Raw genomic sequence first — 20,218 nt, forward strand, 5'->3', positions numbered from 1 at the left:
CTTCGAAAGAGAGGGGATCGAGATGTCTTTATTAACTGTAAAAGATTTAAAGCTACAGTTTGGAGGTTTACTTGCTGTAAATGATTTATCCTTCAATGTTGAAAAAAACTCCATATCCAGTATTATCGGACCGAATGGAGCTGGAAAAACTTCAGTATTTAATATGATTACTGGCTTTTACCGGCCGACTAGCGGAGAAATTACATTGGACGGGACAAGCTTAATCAAAAAGAAGCCCAGTCAAATAACAGCTTTAGGAATGGCCCGGACTTTTCAGAACCTACGTTTGTTTCCAAACTTATCTGTGTTGGATAATGTAAAGTCTGGAATGCATTGCCGGACGAAACAGGCCGTTTGGGGTGCCCTGTTTCAAACAAAAAGCCAAAAAGAAGAAGAAAGATTAATAGAGCAGGTTGCCTTAGATTGCATTGAATTTGCAGGAATCACCAAGTATATGAAAAGATCAGCAAAGAATCTCCCTTATGGTGCCCAACGCTATTTAGAGATTGCCAGAGCCCTAGCCACCCAACCAAAGATATTGCTATTGGATGAGCCGGCTGCAGGGCTAAATTTCGAAGAAAAGCAATATTTAATTGGGCTGATTAGAAGAGTTCGTGACGAATTTAATATTACGGTTTTAATGATTGAGCATGATATGGCATTGATTAAAGAAATCTCCGAACATATTACGGTTATTGATTATGGTTGTAAAATTGCAGAAGGGACCCCTGAGGAAGTGCTGAAAAACGAAAAGGTCATTGAAGCATACCTAGGGAAGGAGGAAGTCGTGTGAAGCCTCTACTAAAACTGACGGACGTAAATTCTTACTATGGGAAAATTCATGCACTAAATAATATAAATTTGGAAATTAATGAAGGGGAAATTGTTGCTTTGCTAGGAAGCAATGGAGCAGGAAAAAGTACCACCCTCAAAACGATATCCGGATTGATTAAGCCAAAATCAGGTAATATTGAATGGAATAATCAGAGTATTGTCGGTGTTCCACCGTATAAAATTGTCGAATCAGGAATTATTCATGTTCCAGAAGGGAGACGTATCTTTGGCGGGCTCACAGTTACTGAGAATTTAGAGTTAGGCGCCTTTACATATAGAAAGGATAAGAAGTGGATAAAAGAAGGAATTGAACGATCTTTTGACCTGTTTCCTCGACTAAAGGAACGATCCAAGCAGTTAGCAGGCACACTCAGCGGAGGAGAACAGCAAATGGTTGCAATCAGCCGCGGTTTAATGGGAAATCCAAAGCTGTTGATGCTTGATGAGCCATCCATGGGGCTTGCCCCGATTATCGTTCAAGAGATTATGAAAATTATCCAGGAAATTAACAAGCAAGGAACGACCATTCTATTAATTGAGCAAAATGCAAAAGCTGCTCTTCGTCTTGCCAATAGAGGTTATTTAATTGAAATTGGGAATATTGTAATGCATGATACAGCTGAAGTTCTCCGGGAGGATGATAAAATTATTAAAGCGTATTTGGGAGCGTGATTATATCGGATTACTTTTTTTGATATATCAGTGATTTTTCGAATTTATCAGCGACTTTCCGAATTTATCGGCGACTTTCTGGATATAGGTAACTGATAAGCAAAAAACCAGCACTATGCTGGTTTTTTGCTTTGGACCTTAGCCAATCCGAATCAATTCAGTTGGAAATGAAGTTAGTTGCTTTCCATTTCCTTCTTCATCAATATAAACATTTTCCTCTATACGCACTCCGCCATAGCCTGGAATGTAAATTCCTGGCTCAATTGTAAACAGGAGGCCACTTTCTACGATTAAATCATTATTTTCATGGACTGAAGGCTCTTCATGCACATCGATCCCCAAACCATGTCCGACACGGTTATTGAAATATTGCCCATAACCAGCTTCTTTTATTACGTTGCGGGCTGCAATATCAACTTCTCCAATACGAATACCAGCTTTACAAGCATTTACGCCAGCTTCCGTGGATTTTCGAACAATTTCATATATTTCTCTCTGCTTCGCAGTTTCCTCACCAATGACAAAAGTTCGAGTTATGTCAGAGCAATAACCATCCACAATGACACCCATATCAATCAGTAAAAAGTCGCCTTGATTGATCGTTTTCTGATCTGGACTTCCATGTGGCAATGAAGCTTTCTCGCCTGAAAGAACAATCGTTGAAAATGAAGGACCAGCTGCCCCAAACTTTCTCATTAAAAACTCTAGCTCTGCAGTAAAGTCTTGCTCTGTCATACCTGCTTTTACCTTCTTAATTCCTTCGGCCATTACTTTTTCAATGACATGAATGGCAGTCTGAATCTTGCTGCATTCCTCTTGAGACTTTTTCATTCTTTGCTGGGAAATAAAATCCCCAATATTTTTATAGTTTAAATCAGTGAAAAAGAGATTAAGCTGTTCATGCTGATATAAAGAAATTACTTTTGTCTCTAAACCGATTGTTTGAACACTTTCACCAATCGTGTCTTTTAAAACTTTATATGGATTCACTTCATCTGAAATCGTTACAATCTTTTTTACAAAAGAATCATTTTCTGCAATTTCCTGATCTAAGGCAGGAACAAATAAATATTGATTTCCCTTATTAAGATCCATTACTAAAGCCATAAATCTTTCATGAGGATTAGAATTGAAACCTGTGTAATAGAAAACATTTTTTGGATCCTTAATGATCGCTATATCAACATTTTGATTTTCTAAGTATTTCTTTAACTCATTTAATCTGTTTTGATACTGTTCTTGCATCTGATGTCATCCCTTACATAAATTATTAGTAGTTTCACAGTTCTATTGTACATTTAAGCTATTATAAAATAATTAACTCTTTCGTTGATGGTGTCAATACTTCACGGCCATTTTCGGTAATTAGGATCATATCCTCTACTCTCGCGCCGCCTAAGCCTTTTAAATAAATTCCAGGCTCAACTGTAATAACCATGTTTTCTTCCAATACTTTTTCTTTTAATACTGAGAATAGTGGCGCTTCATGTACCTCAAGCCCAATGCCATGCCCGGTACCTGTTCCAGATTGTTCATTAAACCCATGTTTGATGATATTTTCACGCATTAAAAAGTCAACTTCTTGATCAGTTAGCCCAGGACGTAAATTAGCGACACAATTTTCGAATGAAGTCAGCACAATATCGTGTAGCTTTCTTAATTCTGGCGCCGGCTCGCCTATCGAAACAACCCTTGAAATATCGGCCCAATAACCTTGATAATTGGCTCCAAAATCAATTGTAATCATATCGCCTTTTTCAATAATTTTATCGCTTGCCCGGCCATGTGGCATAGAAGAGCGGTAGCCTGAAACAACAGTCGGAGAAAAAGTCGCATTCGTACAATCATTCTTTTTAATAAATAATTCAAGCTCTGCTGCGACATCCAATTCTGAAATGCCTGCTTTTATAAAGTTTAAGATATGCAGGTAGGCTTTATCTGTAACTTCTGCCGCAACTCTTAACTTTTGAATTTCTTCCTTTGATTTAATCATTCTAAGTTTTTCTATTACATCATATGTAGGGACTAGTTTTGCACTAAAAAGTGGCTCATTTCTCTTAAATAATCCATACGATAAATGTTCCTGTTCAAAACCTAACTTGCTAATATTCATTTCTTTTGCTTGAACAATAACTTCCTCAAAAATCTTCCCTTTATGCCCCGTATGTCCTGCATGTAAAACAATATCAAAATTTTCCGCTTGATTTTGTGCCTGCTCAAAATAACGATAATCAGTTATCAGTTTTGCTTCTGTTTCAGAGATTAGAATAACTCCATTGCTGCCTGTAAAGCCAGAAATATATAATCTGTTCCATGGATGAATAATCATCATCCCGTCCACACCTAATTCATGAAATCTTTCTCGGAGTCGATTAATTTTTTCCATTGTACTCCACCTCGCTTATTTTTCTCATAATTAAATCATGCAATTTTTATGCCATAGATATAGTCAATCATCTTAGTATTCTACTAGTATCTATCACAATACATTTATCAATATATTTTACACATTCTAAATATTTTTACAATTGGTGTAAATCTTTTTAAACACTAAGTGGAATTCCATTTCAATTATAAAACTATTTAATACCAAGAGCAGTGCTAATAATAGAATCACTATATGGCACAATTCTTGCAACTATGTATTTTGAATATTCTAAAAAGAGGGAATCTAATTTGATTAAACAAAAACCTGCAATAATTGTACTTTTTTCTCTTCTCATCGTTTTGGCCCTTACAGGCTGCTATGGAAAAAGCAATGAAACGAGCAAGCAATCATCAACACCAGAAACAAAAGGAACTGAAAATAATCAGCCTTCTACTTCTGATGTAGAAGATCAAACATTAAATTTGTATGCAGCGAATGAAATTCCTACATTAAAAACAAATGGAGTAATCGATGGTATTTCAGGCACGATGATGTTAAATCTTTATGAAGGTCTGTACCGAGAGGACCAAGACCAAAAACTCGTACCTGGAATAGCGAAGGATCATGAAGTTAGCAATGATGGTAAAACATACACTTTTCATTTACGGGATGATGCAAAATGGAGCAATGGTACACAAGTAACAGCTCATGATTTTGTATTCGCCTGGCAGAGAGCACTCCATCCAGACACCCTTTCACCACACTCCTATGAAATGGACAGTATCGTGAACGCAGTAGAAATTCAAGATAAAGACAATCAACTTTATGGTAAAGTAGAAACACTCGGTGTAAAAGCGATTGATGACTTTACACTTGAAGTTCAATTAAAACATGCGATTCCTTATTTTCTAGATACTTTAAACAATACTCTTTTCTACCCGCAAAATGAAGAATTTTTGAATTCCCAAGGCGACAATTATGCATTAGAACCTGAATACTTAATTTATAATGGTCCATTTATTCTTGATTCTTGGAAACATGAAGAAGGATGGGTTCTTAAGAAAAATCCTACCTACTGGGATGCAGGAAATGTAAAAATTGAAACGATCAATTTCAAAGTCGTAAAAGACGTTTCAACTGGTGTAAATCTGTATGATTCTGGTTCTGTCGACATGACAAACTTGTCATCAGAATTTATTGATCTTTACCAAGGTAATCCAGATCTTCAATCTTTAATAAAAAGGGAAATGTATTTTATCCGCTTTAATCTTCAAAACAAATATTTAAGCAATGTGAATATCCGAAAAGCAATCGATATGGGCTGGAATAAGAAAGAAGCCGCAGAATTGATTCTTAAAAACGGCTCGATCCCTGCTTACTACTTAATTCCTGAAAAAATGGTAACCGTTACAGATGGAAGTGATTTCAGGAGCAAACACGGAAACTTTAACGATGAAGGAATAGAAAAAGCACAAGAATATTGGCAAAAAGGGCTAGATGAGCTCGGCACTGACAAAGTTGAACTAGAATTTTTAAGCTATGATGATGGCCAGCGCAAATCCGTAGCAGAATATATTAAGAACCAGCTCGAGAAAAACCTGCCGGGATTAACTCTCAAAATCAACCAACAGCCGAATAAACAAAAGCTTGCGTTAGAAGGCAAACAGGAATATGATATGAGCCATTCCGGCTGGCGCAGCGGGATTGCCGATCCAACTGATTTTATGTCTATTCACCTTTCAGATGGTCCATACAACTGGCAAAGCTATGTAAGTGCTGATTATGACAAGCTAGTGAAAAAAGCTCAGGTAGACTTTACTAATATTGAAGAACGATTTAACAATCTCCAAGATGCTGAACAAATTCTAATTGAAAAAGATGTAGTTATTTCACCGATGTATCAAGCAAGTGAAGCGTACCTTTTAAAACCATATGTTAAAGGATTCGTCACCCTTCCAAATACAACGTACAGCTATAAGTGGACGTATATTGAAGGTAAATAATATGAACGAAACAAAACGCTTGAATCTAGGCGTTTTGTTTTTTTGTGCAAAAAAACAAAAAAAACGGGCATACAACTTGGTATGCCTTTCAAATGAAAAGATAGGGGGTAATATATCAATATTAAGAGATAATCAATTGTTAAGGTTTTTTCCATCGGATGTTATTTGATTTTTGGGTCAAATGCATCCCTTAGGCCATCTCCAACAAAGTTAAAGGCCAAAACGGTAAGTAATATGGCAACACCGGGGAACAGTGGATACCACCATGAATTAAGCATGATAGGCAAAGTTTGAGCACTTTGTAAAATATTTCCCCAGCTTGGAGTAGGAGGCTGGATCCCGAGCCCTAAATAGCTTAATGCAGATTCAGCTAAAATAACTCCTCCAACACCTAGAGTGGCTGAAACAATAATCGGCCCCATGGCATTCGGAAGAATATGTGCAAATATGATCTTATAACTTGGTATACCTATAGTCTTGGCTGCAAGTACATATTCCCTTGAACGAAGTGATAGAAATTCCCCTCGAACCAATCTCGATGTACCAGTCCAACCAAAAATGGCAAATACAAATATAAGTGTAGTAATACTTGGCTCAAACATAGTAACTAAGATGATTAGTAGAAAGAGTGATGGGAAAGAAATCATTACATCTACAAATCTCATCAAAAATGCATCTATCTTTCCTCCATAATAACCTGCAACTGCTCCAACAACAGTTCCAATAAATATGGATCCGCCAACCGAGACAAAACCTACGATTAATGAAACTCTTGCTCCGTATAATAATCTGGTAAGTGTATCCCTTCCTAAATTATCTGCACCTAATATGAATTCCCCTCCAGGCGGAGAAAGCTTTTTTAGCAATTGCTGATGATTTGGATCATGCGGGGCTAGAACATCAGCAAAAATGGCTGCAAATATAAGTAATATGAGATAAATCGCACCAATTACAGCTAATTTATTTTTAATAAACTTATTAAATATAATAGCCGACATTTTCTCAGGTTTTTCACTTTTTGAATCAATCATTGGTATATTATTATTCATTTCAATCGTTTCTTTTTCTTTGAGCTGCGGCATTATACACCCTCCTTAAAGCAAGCTGCTCATTCCTAATACTCTATTCTCGGATCAAATACAGCATATAATATATCTGCTATTAAATTCCCGATAACAACTAGTGCAGATCCAATCACTGTTATTGCCATAAGTACTGGATAGTCTCGTTGAAATGCTGCATCAAAGAATAGCAAGCCTATTCCAGGCCAAGTAAATATTTTTTCAATAACAACAGAGCCGCCAATAAAAGAAGGAAGCATAAGTCCAAATATTGTAATGACAGGAATTAATGCGTTTCTAAGACCATGTTTATAAATAACTTTGTTTTGTCTAAACCCCTTCGCTCTTGCCGTCCGAATATAATCCTGGCGAAGCACTTCTATCATGTTTGACCTAGTATATCGTGTTAAACCTGCCATATCTGCTGTCGCTAAAACAAATGCAGGTAATATTAAATGGTGTGCCCGATCCCAAAGGCTAAATTCTGCTCCTAGCGTTGCGACACCACCAGTTGGGAACCAGCCTAGATGAACAGAAAATACCATGATTAGAACTAAACCAAACCAGAAGTTAGGAGTTGCAACTCCTAAAAAAGAAATAACAGTAATGACATAATCAGTAAACTTATTCTGCTTTGTTGCTGATAAAATGCCTAATGGGATTGAAATAAGAAATGCGATAATGGTGGAGACAACCATTAGTAGGAGCGTGTTTGGAAGTCTAGCCAAAATCAATTCACTTACCGGTGTTCCTTGACGAATAAGAGATTCACCGAAGTTTCCTTGCAGCATATTTCCTAGCCACTTAAAATACTGCACATAAATTGGATCGTTCAAGCCGTACATTTCTTTATAAGCTTCAAGGTCCTGCTTCTTAATCATGGGATCAATCATAAATGCAGCAGGATCACCAGGTGCAATCTTCATAATAATGAACGATACAACTGTTATTCCAAAAAGAAGCGGAATAGCCAAGAGTGTACGACGTATTATATAGTTAAGCATGATTAACCCCCTGATTTTTCCTAGGTAACCCTAGAACAGATCTAATTCTACCGATCTGTTCTATTAGGGATAACTAAGAAATCTATTATTCTTCTAGCCACCATTTATGAATATCGTAGTAGCTATTAGCCACTGAGAACTCTGGTCCATGTAATTTAGGTGAATGACCTATATAGCCCATCGGATTATAGAGGAACGTATATGGCTGTTCTTCAGTAATAATTTTTTCTGCCTCCGATATAACAGCTTTTCTTTCATCAATATCAGAAACCTTCGTATTCATATCAAGCAATTCATCGACTTTTGGATTTGAGAATGCAAAATAGTTTAACCCTTGTTCGATTTCTTTAGAATGCCAGAAGTAAGTTGGATCTGGGTCACTTCCTATTGACCAGCCGGCGACAATAGCATCAAATTTCCAATTTGGCGGCTGTGTTGCTTCTAAATAAGCACTCCACTCCAATAATTCAATCTTCACTTCAATTCCTACTTCTGCAAGCTGCTGCTGAACTACTGTAGCAATTTGCTGATAAGTTTCACTTGAACTTGTCGTAGTTAATGTAAAACTAAATTTCTTTCCATCCTTTTCAAGAATTCCATCTGCCCCTTTTTTCCATCCAGCTTCGTCAAGCATCTGACTTGATTGACTTGGATCGAATTCAAACTTTGGAACATCTTCAGTGAAAGCCCAGTTTGCCGGACTTCCAGGGCCATGCGTTACTTGACCTGCTCCATCTAAAACCGCTGCTACAATGGATTCGCGATCAATGGCATGAGTTAATGCTTGACGAACTGATTTATCTTGAAATAAAGGATTTCGCAAATTATAACCAATATAGTCCCAAGCGTTTGAAACGCCAGACTTTAATTCTAATTTCCCTTCATCAGCCATTTTCTGTGCAATAGGCACATTAGAAGGTGTAATGCCAGTGTATGTGATATCGCCAGCTTGTAATTGAGCAATGATCGCATTAGCATCAGGAACAATTTTATAAATGATAGAATCTAAGTATGGTCTTCCTTCGTAATAATCATCAAAAGCGTCTACCTTTACATACTGTCCATCTTTCCACTCTGAAAATTTAAATGGCCCAGAGCCGATTGGATTTTTCGTATTGAACTCATGTTTTCCGAGTTCTGCCACTGGAACATCTTCTAAAAGATGTTTAGGCAGTACTCCCATTGTTGCCGTAATCGTTATAAATGGGGCATACGGCTCAGTTAGAACAAACTCAACAGTATAGTCATCTACCTTGTTAATTTCTTTGATTACTTTAAAAGGCAATCCATATGGACCTGTATAATCTTCATTTAACGGAAGACTATAGGAAAAAATAACATCATCAGCTGTTAAATCATGACCATCATGAAACTTCATTCCTTGTCTTATTTTAAAAGTCCATTTTAGTCCATCGTCTGTTACATCCCAGCTTTCTGCTACATCGCCCTCAGGTTTGAATTCACGATTAATCGTTACGAGTCCGCTAAAGATTAAATTTTCGATCACTCTGCTTGCGCCGTCTGTTGAATAGTACGCATTGAATAGTGTTGGAGATCCAGTAGTACCTAAGACAAGACTTCCACCTTGACGCGGCTCGTTACTTGCCTTTTCCTCTTGTTTTTGGTCTTGATTCTGTCCTGCATTGTTATTACTTTCAGTCGTATTAGTACTCTGGGTTGAGCTATTCGAACAGGCTGCTAACATTCCTAAAATGAGTGAAAATGCAAATAAAACCGATAATAATTTTCGCTTTTTCAAATGAATTCCTCCAATTATTGTTCTTTAAAAAGATGGCATGATACAAAATGGTTAGGGCTTACTTCTTCTAAACTTGGCATCACCTCCATACAATGCGGCATAGCAGCAGGACATCTCGTATGGAACACACAGCCGCTTGGAGGTGAAGATGGACTTGGCAAGTCTCCTTTCAGAAGGACTCTCTCCCGCTTTTGTTCATCTTCTCCTAAATCCATTTCTGGAACAGCTGAAAGCAAAGCCTGAGAATATGGGTGGAGTGGGTTATCAAACAGATCATCCCGATTTGCCAATTCCATAATCTTACCTAAATACATAACAGCCACTCGATCAGAAATATGTCGCACTACACTTAAATCATGGGAAATAAAAATATAAGTAAGCTGTAATTCGTCTTGTAAATCTTTTAGCAGATTGATAATTTGTGCTTGAATAGACACATCAAGAGCTGATACAGCCTCATCGGCAATAATAACATCTGGATTTAAAGCAATCGCTCTGGCAATTCCAATTCTTTGCCTTTGTCCCCCTGAAAATTCATGCGGATATCTATTAATGGCAGAGGCATCCAGACCGACTATTTCTAGCAATTCTATTATTCTTTTTTCATAGTCTTCTTTTTTGTCATATAACTTATGTGTCACTAATGGATCCAATAGAGTTTTTCTAACTGTTCTCCTAGGGTTTAAAGAAGCATAAGGATCTTGAAAAATCATTTGAATTTGTCTGCGAAAGTCTCTTTTTAATTGCCTTTCGGATAGGGTCGAAATATCCTTACCTTTAAATTCAATCGATCCTTCAGTTGGGTCATATAAACGAATGAGCGTCCGCCCCATCGTTGACTTCCCGCATCCAGACTCACCCACTATTCCTAAAGTTTCACCTTTTCTAACCTCTACACTAATATCATCAACCGCTTTTACATGGCCTACTGTTTTTTGAATAATTCCCGCTTTTATGGGGAAGTACTTCTTAAGATTTTTGATTTTTAAGATAATTTCTTGATCCTGATATTCTACTATTTTTTCCTCTTGTTCCTTAGCAAGTGTCATACTTTTACCTCCTATTCATACAAGAAACATCTAGCAGTATGTGAATCTTCTACTTGTGTCAGAGTTGGCTTTTCTACGAAGCATCTAGAAAATGCCTTCGGGCAACGTGGAGCAAATTTACACCCAGATTGCATTTTTTGTGAGGAGGAAACACTGCCTGGTATCGAAAATAATCGGTTAATTTCGCCCCGAATTGATGGAACTGAGTTGATAAGACCTTCTGTATATGGATGAAGCGGTTTTCGAAAAATATCCCTAACCTTCGCTTCTTCGACAACTTGTCCTGCATACATAACAATGACACGATCAGTTAGTTCTGAAACTACCCCAAGATCATGAGTAATAAGGAGGATTGATGTATTGAACTTTTCCCTAATACTTCTCATCAAGTCCAGGATTTGAGCTTGAATGGTTACGTCTAGTGCTGTCGTTGGTTCATCTGCAATTAACAGCTTAGGATTACAAGACATGGCAATAGCAATCACCACCCTTTGTCTCATACCTCCCGATAGACGATGAGGGTATTCTTTTAAAATCTCTTCAACCCTCGAAAAACCAACAAGCTCCAACATTTCCCCTGCCTTAATTTTTGCCTGTTGCCGGTTTAATTTTTGATGGTATTGAATTACCTCAATTATTTGCTCGCCAATCGTAAGAACTGGGTTTAGAGAGGTCATAGGTTCCTGAAATATCATCGAAATGTCTTTCCCGCGAATCCCGCACATTTCAGCCTCAGATAACTGAACAAGATTTTTTCCTTCAAAAATAATTTCTCCGTCTGAAATTTCTCCTGGAGGCGGGAGCAGTCTCATGATTGAAAAGGAAGTCATACTTTTTCCACATCCGGATTCTCCTACGAGTGCAACACTTTCTCCAGCTTTAATATGAAAATCTACCCCGTCCACTGCAAATGTCGCTTTTTTCTTAGAAGGAAAGGATGTTTTTAAATTTTTAATTGTTAGTAAATCTCCCAAAAGAACACCTCCTTTGTTTGTCCATTTGAACCTCATGCAAGAGTTATGCCAATTTGGGGAATTATCTGAAATCCATAGTAAAATGTTGCAAAAAAATGATAAAGATATGCTCTGACGTGATTATCTCCATCTTATTTACAATACTTGCAGTGAAATTTTGTAAAATTATTTATACACTTGTTTCAAAATTGTAAAAAAATTTAGAAAAACTTCATAAATCTGTAGATAATAATTTATATAGTGGTCATAATGAATATCCACTTGATTGTATAAAGTTCCAAAAGATGTATCGCTTAATATTGAACCTGTACAGATACAATTTTCTGTAAAAGGACATGCTGCAGGGCTTTGTAAGGCAGATTAACTTATCATGTTTGGTACACCATGTAAATGGTGGATATACATAAATTTGTGCATATCCTATACGGCATTTTTTAAATGACAACAAGAAAAAAAATGACTAAAACTTGCACACAATTATTACAAAAACATACATTTTTCGCCATAAAATTAAAAAATATGTAAAAAAAGTTAAACAGAATCATTATCACTATTTGGCATGTAAATTGCATTATTTGTAAGTTGATATGAAAAAGGAGGATTCACGTATGACATCGATAAAAACCGAAATAGAAGAAAATTTTCACGGTACTATTGTGAAGGACCCTTTCCGCTGGTTAGAGAATTCTGATCTGGAAGAAACGAAGGAATGGGATACAGAACAAATGGCCGCCACGGTGCAGTATATGGAGGAAATCCCAGAAAGGAGTAAAATTTATAATAGATTGAAGGATCTATGGAATTATCCGAAATATTTTGTTCCAAAAAAGCATGGAGATTTCTATTATTATTTAAAAAATATCGGTTCGAATAACCAGCCTACTCTTTACCGTGCGAAAGATTTAAAGGCAGTTGAAGAAACAGAGGAAGTCATTCTTAATGTTAATTCTTTAGCTGATGATGGGACAATCGCCATTACGAATCTTTCATTTCATTCAGATGGAAAGCTGCTCGCTTATGCTCTTTCTGAGAAGGGGAGCGATTGGCAGGAATTTAAAATATTAAATTTAGAAACTATAGAGCATTATCCCGAAAAGATTTTATGGTGCAAGTTTTCTAGTATTGCTTGGTCGGAGGACGGGAAAGGTTTCTTTTATAACCGTTACCCAGAAGCACAAAATGAATTAAATGACGAAAATCATTTTAATAAAGTGTATTGGCATACATTAAATACGGAGCAAACAGCAGATGAGGTTGTATTTGAATACCCAGAAGATGAGCAGATGGTGTTTTATCCAACGATCACAAGTGACAACTCTTATCTAATTCTTTATGCGGGCAGAGGCACCGAACATTTAAGCAGATATCTTTATAAAGATTTAACCGTGCCAAACAGCGAGTTTAAGTGGCTATTACAAAATGGAGATGCCCTCTATTCCTTCATTGGCATTGAAGATAAGCAATTTTATTTTTTCACAGATAAAGAAGCGCCAAACGGTAAAATCATTAGTTTTTCAATAGATGCTCTAGAGAGTGAGAATTGGACCGTAGTTATTCCCGAGACCGAGGAGTCCATTTCTACTATTAAAATGATCGGAGGGCATTTAGTCGTTTCTTACATTCGCCATGCTTCCTATGTATTAAAGCTTTTCACTCTGTCAGGTGAGTTTGTTAAGGAAATACCACTTCCAGAATTAGGAACAATCGTGGAGATTGGTGGAAAAAAAGAAGGGAATGAGCTTTATTTTAGCTACACATCTTATCTATCACCAACTTCGATTTATAAATATAGCTTTGAAACTGATCAAGTTGAGACTATATTTTCACCTTCTCTTCAACTCGATCTTTCCGATTACAAAACGGAACAGGTCTTCTATGAATCTAAAGACGGTACAAAAGTGCCGATGTTTTTAACTTATAAAAAGGGTATGAAACGTGATGGGCAAAATCCAGTTCTGCTTTACGGTTATGGCGGATATCATATCTCCTTAACCCCTTCATTCTCTGCTTCCAATTTATTATGGCTTGAGAATGGAGGCATTTACGCTGTTGCAAACATTCGCGGCGGGGGTGAATATGGGCTTGCCTGGCATGAAGCTGGCATGAAGGAAAAAAAGCAAAATGTATTTGATGACTTCATTGCTGCGGGGGAATACCTTATCTCTGAAGGTTATACGACCTCAGCAAAATTAGCCATCATGGGCGGCAGCAACGGGGGACTTCTTGTCGCTGCTTGCATGATTCAGCGCCCGGAACTTTTTGGTGCGATTATTTGTAATGTGCCTGTTTTAGATATGCTTAGATTCCAAAAGTTTACAGTGGGCAGATTTTGGGTTACGGAATTTGGAGATCCAGAAGGAACGAAAGAAGAATTTGAAGTTCTATATGCATACTCACCATTGCATAATATCCAGGAAGGGCTTCAGTACCCGCCAATTTTAATTACAACAGCTGATTCTGATGACCGCGTTGTTCCCGCACATGCACGGAAATTTGCTGCGGCGCTTCAAGATGCCAATCCACAATCATCTAACCCAATATTATTGAGAATTGAAAAAGGGGCAGGACATGGATTAGGTAAACCGGTTGGAAAAATTATTGGAGAACATGCTGATATATATGCTTTTCTTTTTAAACACTTATATGTATAAGAGTAAAATCGGGGCTGGAATAATCCGCCCCGATTTATTTTGTTCTATGAATTTTTTAGGTTTATCTTTTCATCTTTTATCATTCATTAAATTTAATTATTAACTGCTTCATTTGTATTTTCGTTAATAACATCATCAACCTTAGTAAACTGATCCGGCTTGACCCTTGCTTTTAATTTCATAACTGAAAGATAGACAATTCCTGAAATAACTAGAGATTGAACAGCAGGTATTCCAAGTGGAAATTCATATTGGGTTAGATAGCCTACTAAAGCACCTATTAATAGTGCAAGGGTTGCTACCCAATTCCAGCCGCTTTTGTCAACCCATTGTTTGTTTCGGATAAAGAAGAAATCAGCAAACATCACTCCTGCAATGGCAGGGTATATGACCCCTAATAAGATTAGGAAATCCATAAAGAAGTTTAAAATTCCCGCTAAGGCTAATATGATTCCTGCGATTGATCCACCAATAGTTAACCAGGCACGTCCTTTCCCGGAATCAATATTAAACATATTGGCTGCTGCAAGGCCTGTTGAATAGCTGGCTACGATTTGACTTGTCCAGAGTGCAAGCCATAATATTAAAAATCCCCAGAACGGAAAACCTAAATCTTGCATAACTGCAACGATATCAGCACTTCCGACCCCAACAGACATGATTGCACCTGTAAGGAAAAAAACAAATCCAATTACGATAATTCCAAGTGGGATTAATGCTTGATCTTTAATTTTTGGCTTCGAATATCTAGTATAATCAGATGCAATTAACCATTGGGCAACATTTGCTCCTAATATAAGGCTGACTCCCCCCAAAAAGGTCATAGAAGGTTCAGGATTCCATGATGCGATTTTTTCCCAGCCAGCGCCTTTTAATGAGTAGAATACACCTGCAAAAATTAATAGCAATCCTGCTGGTACTGCTAAATAATCTGTCCACTTCATGGAATTATAGCCAATAATGGCTGGCAATGAAAAAAGAATGCCTGCAACTGCAGTTAATAATGCCCAAAGCATCCACTGTTCTTTGTAATCAACACCGAGAACGGCTGAAATCGCGTTTCCAGCAACTGCTGTATTCACAGCAAACCAGCCAATATTTAAGATTACTAGAGCTAAGCCGATTAAGAATCTTGCCTGTAAAGAACCAAAGCTCGTTCTTGAAATAACAGCAGAAGGCAGACCTGTCTTAGCTCCAAGATATCCTTGGAGTGCGTTCCCGATCCACTGAATTACCACAAGTCCTATTATCAGAATTAATAGTACCTTTGACAAACCAAAGCTTCCCGCAAGTGCCGCTCCTATCATGATGACTGGAACTGAAAATTCCAATCCCCCAAAAATGGTTGCCGGCACAATCCAGTGCTGCCTTTCTCCTTCCGGAACTTTTGCCAAGGCCTTATCATCATTCATTGATGCCATATACCTTTCCCTCCTCATTATTCAAAAAATAGATTATTATTTTTTACTAGGTGAATGACCTAGGAGTAACCCTTCTTCCTTTCGTGTGCTATCTCTCACACCTCTCTATAAAAATTTTCTCTTTTCCCTCAAGCCAGATTCTTTCACCGATCTTTAAAAGTTTCTCAAAATCACTATAATCCACTTGAGCGAAAACATTTACTGGCTCATGCCCTTTGTGACTTCTTGCCATTTCCGCTCCATAATAGATCGCTAGTACTTGAGGTAAAGTGCTCTCCTCTTCCCAGTTCCAATCTCTCCAATAGCAAACTTCTCCAATACTTGTATAAATGGTTTGATTTTCTCTAGGGGGCAAATCTGTTTCTTTATAAGCAAAGTTGAATTCCCGCCCTGACCACCGGGATTGTGTAGCAACACTTTCAAAAGGTAATGAATTCCATACTTTTTCACATGTTAATGGAGCTTTTTCCTCGAGCAATGTTGCGTAAACCTCTCCTCCACCTTCAAAGCTGAATTTAATTCTTTTCAAAATCAATGCACATCCTCTAAAGTGTGAAATCTTCTAAATTATCAGTCTAATATTATTAAAAAAGGAGGAAGGTATTCCTCTAATCATTTTTTAAGAATATCCTTCCACATTGCTGTAATATTAGGGTTTTAACAGTACGTAATATTCTTATTCTGCTGTAACATACTGATTCTTCTTATCATTTTCCTTATCTTTAGCGGCTCTTTCTGATGGCTCACCGAAGCCCCCGCCTCCGCCAGTCATGACTTTGACGATATCGCCCTTGCGGATCTTTCTGCCATTTACCTTCAGTAAATGTTCAACTTGGCCATCAGAAGTAATTTCCACATCAGGCTTCATACCAGGCTGCCCTCCAAAAAGTCCCCAAGCTGGTGTCTTAGATCTTTCAAACCACAGAGAAACAGTCGTGTCCTCACTAAGAATCTCGTATTCTCTTACAACGCCAAGACCTCCGCGATACTGACCAGCACCGCCTGAGTTTTGTCTTAGTGCATATTGATTAATTCTAATTGGATACTTAGATTCAAATACCTCAATAGGGAGATTTTTAAAGTCCCCGCTTACATGATTGATTAAGGCTGATTGACCGTCACCGTTATGGAATGCGCCCCATCCTCCTGCTGTTGCTTCTACACTTAAGAATGACTCGCTTGTCCTTTCATCAATCCCTGCAAATGTGACAACCATTGAATCCCCATAATGAGCTCCTGCTGCCTTATCCTTCATTACTGGAGAAAGTGCTTTAATAATTAAATCAATAAGTAAGCCAAGCGGAGTGAAATACCATCCGCATGGAGCAGGCTCTACTGCATGGAATATCGTAGCTTCCGGTGCAATAACATTCATCGTTCTAAAGTTTCCTCCAGTTACTGGGGAACTTGGGCTAATTAAATCTTTAAAAGCCACACGGCAGGCTGAAATGGTCTGAGCATATCCACAGTTTGTTTGTCCGAAGCGCTGTTTGCTTGAGCCAGTGAGATCAATAGTAATATATTCTCCTTTAACCGTTACCTTAACCTTCACTAGGATTGGCTCATCCTTTACCCCATCATTATCAAGATAGCCTTCCGCTTCATACTCGCCATCTGGAATATTGCGGATGACACTACGGTCCATTTCCTCTGATTGCTTAAAGATGTCATGGATACAGCGATTAATTCGGTCAATGCCAAAGCGCACAATTAATTCCTTAAATCTTTTCTCACCTGTTCTGCATGCAGCTATTTGTGCATTTAAGTCCCCAAGAGCCGCTTCACGGAAACGATTGTTAGAAACGATAAGTCGAATAACATCTTCAATGGGCTTTCCATTATCATAAATTTTTGTAGGAGGAATTCGAATTCCTTCTTGATAAATACTTGTAGCATCCATCGGATATCCAGGATCCTTCGAACCAATATCCAACCAGTGGGCACGGTTTGCTGTAAAACCAACAAGCTCACCTTCGAAGAAAATTGGAGAGAAAACTGTGACATCATTTAAATGAGTTCCGCCAATATATGAATCATTTAAAATATATACATCTCCATCTTTATACCTTTCGATGCCGCCAATGACATTGGTTGTTACCTTAATACACTCATCGATATTTCCTAGAAAAATAGGCAACCCTGCAGATTGTCCCAACAGCTCTACATCGCGGTTAAAAATACAAACACTGCAATCCTTCATTTCATAAATAATTGGTGAAAAAGCGCTTCGTGCCAGGCTCGCGTTCATTTCATCAGCTGCCGAAATAAGTGCATTTCTCACAATTTCTGTTGTAACCGGATTCTCCAAGTAAACTTGTTGTTGAGTGCTCATACTAAAACCTCCTGTTCTGCTGTTTCCTTCACAATTTCAATATTTAGATATTCATCGATAGAAATATAGTGTTTTGGTGGTATAACGAGTGTTGAGTTTTTATCTTCTACAATGGCAGGTCCACTAAAATAGTTTCCGTATGATAAATCATCTGTTGAATATACATTTGTTTCTTCTTCAACATTATTCCATACAACTTTGCGTTTAGATGCTGGAACCGCTTGTTGTTCTAAGCGATTGTTGGACTTTACATATTCGGCTTTTTCTAGATCTCCAAAAGCTGTTACACGAAGATTCACGATTTCAATTGATCCTCTTGGATTATTATGACCGTAAATATCTAAATGGGCTTTATGGAAGTCCTCTTCAATTTTCTTAAGATCATTCGTTTCGTTCACAATATTAACGGTATACTCCTGTCCTTCATAGCGGACATCTATACTATTTTGGAATCTAATTTCATCTGTTTGAATGTTCTGCTGGTTTAATACCGAAATACTTTCTTGTTTCATTTCTTCATAAAAAGAGTCCACTTCAGCATAATTGACTTGGCTGACGCTTGCGACATAATTTCGAACCGTATCAAAACGGATATCTGTTTGCAGCATTCCCCATGCAGAAAACGTTCCAGAAACGCTTGGAACAAACACTTTCTTCATATCTAATAAATCTGCAATTAATACGGCATGCATTGGTCCCGCGCCGCCAAAAGCTACTAGTGTAAAGTCACGAGGATCAATACCGCGTTTAACGGTCAATGTTCGGATTGCATCCGCCATTTTGGCATTAGCGATATCACAGATACCTTCTGCAGTTTCTTGTATCGACAAGCCAATCTGGTCAGCAACTGATTTTACTGCTTGGATTGCAGCTTGTTTGTCTAGCTTGATATCTCCGCCTAAGAAGTTATTTTCATCAATTCGACCAAGCACTAAGTTGGCATCCGTTACAGTTGGCTGCTTTCCTCCTTTTCCGTAACAAGCAGGTCCTGGAGAAGAACCAGCACTTTTCGGACCAACACGCAATCCGCCTGCCTCCACCCAAGCAATCGAGCCTCCTCCCGCTCCAATCGTATGAATATTAACCATTGGCGATAGGATAGGGAAGCCTTCCATATTTATTTCTGCTGTAATATCTGGCTGTCCATCGATAATCATACTTACATCAAAACTAGTACCGCCCATATCTACACAAATCAGGTTAGAATCACCTGTAAGCTTTGTTAAATTCATTCCTCCAATTGTTCCTCCAACTGGACCGGACATAAGAGTCTGCAAAGGCAAACGTTTAGCAATTTTTGAAGTCATAACTCCGCCATTGGACTGCATAATATAGATATCCTTTTTGAAGCCTCTTTTTTCGACTTCTTTTTCAAGAATATTTAAGTATTTTTTTACAATTGGGGCGATGTATGCATTAATGACCGTTGTACTGACCCTTTCATATTCCCTCCATTCTCTTGCAATATCACTGGATAGTGAAACAGGAATATCCAGTTCCTTTTCAATTATTGTTCGAATTTGATCTTCATGATCTGGATTACGGTAAGCATGCATTAGGCACACAGCCACAGCATCATAGTTTTTTCCCTTTAATTCTCCGATGATTTGCTGAAGATTTTCCTCATCTATGGGTGTAACGATTGAGCCATCAAATGTCACTCGTTCACGAATTTCGTAAATATGCTCCCGCTCAACAAGGGTTGCTGGTTTGTTAAATTGAATATTATACATTTCCGTACGATTGGCCCTGCCAATTTCATAAACATCCCTAAATCCTTTTGTTACAATTAGTGCAACATTCGCTCCCTTTCTTTCTAAAAAAGCATTTAAGCCAGAAGTCGTTCCATGGACAAAGTATTCTATTTCGGATAAGTCTTTCACATAATGACCAATAGCCTCTAGCACACCTTCAGCTAAATTATGTGGAGTCGTTAATGTTTTTTTCGTATGATAGACATTTTTTAATCGATCATAAACAACCAAATCAGTAAAGGTACCTCCAATATCCACTCCAAGACGATAACGCGACATTCATGTTTCCTCCCCTTCTAGTTCACTTAAGCGATTAATTTTGTTGTAAACCTTTCC

At 37.8% G+C, this 20,218-nt stretch carries 15 protein-coding genes; 4 read left to right on the forward strand and 11 right to left on the reverse strand.

Annotated elements, in window-relative coordinates; all coding sequences use genetic code 11:
• The first annotated feature begins 22 nt into the window (after window positions 1–22).
• Window positions 23–793 carry an ABC transporter ATP-binding protein gene (locus RRV45_RS17845; RefSeq protein WP_315666003.1) on the forward strand — a complete coding sequence of 257 codons (771 nt, stop codon included), beginning with the start codon at window positions 23–25 and terminating at the stop codon, window positions 791–793.
• Window positions 790–1,506 carry an ABC transporter ATP-binding protein gene (locus RRV45_RS17850; RefSeq protein ID WP_315666004.1) on the forward strand — a complete coding sequence of 239 codons (717 nt, stop codon included), beginning with the start codon at window positions 790–792 and terminating at the stop codon, window positions 1,504–1,506. The genes RRV45_RS17845 and RRV45_RS17850 overlap by 4 nt, the downstream gene beginning before the upstream one ends.
• Window positions 1,507–1,644: 138 nt before the next feature.
• Here RRV45_RS17850 and RRV45_RS17855 read toward each other — a convergent pair whose 3' ends face one another.
• Together RRV45_RS17855 and RRV45_RS17860 are read right to left on the reverse strand one after the other, a co-directional pair.
• Window positions 1,645–2,751: a M24 family metallopeptidase gene (locus RRV45_RS17855; protein WP_315666005.1), complete on the reverse strand. Its 1,107-nt coding sequence runs from the start codon at window positions 2,749–2,751 to the stop codon at window positions 1,645–1,647.
• 61 nt (window positions 2,752–2,812) lie between these two features.
• Window positions 2,813–3,892, reverse strand: coding sequence for a M24 family metallopeptidase (locus RRV45_RS17860; RefSeq protein ID WP_315666006.1), 1,080 nt, complete (start codon window positions 3,890–3,892; stop codon window positions 2,813–2,815).
• Window positions 3,893–4,182: 290 nt separating this feature from the next.
• On the opposite strand from RRV45_RS17860, the gene RRV45_RS17865 reads away from it, so the two are divergent.
• Entirely contained in the window at window positions 4,183–5,877 is a 1,695-nt protein-coding gene (locus RRV45_RS17865) for a peptide ABC transporter substrate-binding protein (protein ID WP_315666007.1), read from the forward strand.
• Between the two features lie 161 nt (window positions 5,878–6,038).
• On the opposite strand, the gene opp4C is transcribed toward RRV45_RS17865, so the two are convergent.
• The 5 genes from opp4C to RRV45_RS17890 form a co-directional block, all read right to left on the reverse strand.
• Window positions 6,039–6,908, reverse strand: a complete 870-nt coding sequence (gene opp4C, locus RRV45_RS17870; RefSeq protein ID WP_410489391.1) for an oligopeptide ABC transporter permease — start codon at window positions 6,906–6,908, stop codon at window positions 6,039–6,041.
• 83 nt (window positions 6,909–6,991) lie between these two features.
• Window positions 6,992–7,942, reverse strand: coding sequence for an ABC transporter permease (locus RRV45_RS17875; RefSeq protein ID WP_315666008.1), 951 nt, complete (start codon window positions 7,940–7,942; stop codon window positions 6,992–6,994).
• An 85-nt stretch (window positions 7,943–8,027) separates the two neighbouring features.
• The gene (locus tag RRV45_RS17880; RefSeq protein ID WP_315666009.1) at window positions 8,028–9,701 is read right to left on the reverse strand and encodes a peptide-binding protein; all 1,674 of its coding nucleotides are present in this window, start codon (window positions 9,699–9,701) and stop codon (window positions 8,028–8,030) included.
• A 14-nt stretch (window positions 9,702–9,715) separates the two neighbouring features.
• Window positions 9,716–10,750 carry an ABC transporter ATP-binding protein gene (locus tag RRV45_RS17885; protein WP_315666010.1) on the reverse strand — a complete coding sequence of 345 codons (1,035 nt, stop codon included), beginning with the start codon at window positions 10,748–10,750 and terminating at the stop codon, window positions 9,716–9,718.
• 11 nt (window positions 10,751–10,761) lie between these two features.
• Window positions 10,762–11,724: an ABC transporter ATP-binding protein gene (locus RRV45_RS17890; protein WP_315666011.1), complete on the reverse strand. Its 963-nt coding sequence runs from the start codon at window positions 11,722–11,724 to the stop codon at window positions 10,762–10,764.
• A 608-nt stretch (window positions 11,725–12,332) separates the two neighbouring features.
• On the opposite strand from RRV45_RS17890, the gene RRV45_RS17895 reads away from it, so the two are divergent.
• A complete protein-coding gene (locus RRV45_RS17895; protein ID WP_315666012.1) occupies window positions 12,333–14,375 on the forward strand; it encodes a prolyl oligopeptidase family serine peptidase in 2,043 nt (680 codons plus the stop codon).
• A gap of 92 nt (window positions 14,376–14,467) precedes the next feature.
• Here RRV45_RS17895 and RRV45_RS17900 read toward each other — a convergent pair whose 3' ends face one another.
• From RRV45_RS17900 to RRV45_RS17915, 4 genes are all read right to left on the reverse strand, one after another.
• On the reverse strand, window positions 14,468–15,796 hold the full coding sequence (locus RRV45_RS17900) for a purine-cytosine permease family protein (protein ID WP_315666013.1): 1,329 nt from the start codon (window positions 15,794–15,796) through the stop codon (window positions 14,468–14,470).
• A gap of 88 nt (window positions 15,797–15,884) precedes the next feature.
• Window positions 15,885–16,325: a DUF3830 family protein gene (locus RRV45_RS17905; RefSeq protein ID WP_315666014.1), complete on the reverse strand. Its 441-nt coding sequence runs from the start codon at window positions 16,323–16,325 to the stop codon at window positions 15,885–15,887.
• Between the two features lie 147 nt (window positions 16,326–16,472).
• Window positions 16,473–18,128, reverse strand: coding sequence for a hydantoinase B/oxoprolinase family protein (locus tag RRV45_RS17910; RefSeq protein WP_315666015.1), 1,656 nt, complete (start codon window positions 18,126–18,128; stop codon window positions 16,473–16,475).
• Window positions 18,125–20,161 (reverse strand): hydantoinase/oxoprolinase family protein, encoded by a 2,037-nt coding sequence (locus RRV45_RS17915; RefSeq protein WP_315666016.1) that lies wholly within the window; start codon window positions 20,159–20,161, stop codon window positions 18,125–18,127. Before RRV45_RS17915 ends, RRV45_RS17910 begins: the two co-directional genes overlap by 4 nt.
• Window positions 20,162–20,218: the final 57 nt, after the last annotated feature.

The organism is Bacillus sp. DTU_2020_1000418_1_SI_GHA_SEK_038 (assembly GCF_032341175.1).
In the GTDB taxonomy this organism is placed as follows: Bacteria; Bacillota; Bacilli; order Bacillales; family Cytobacillaceae; genus Cytobacillus.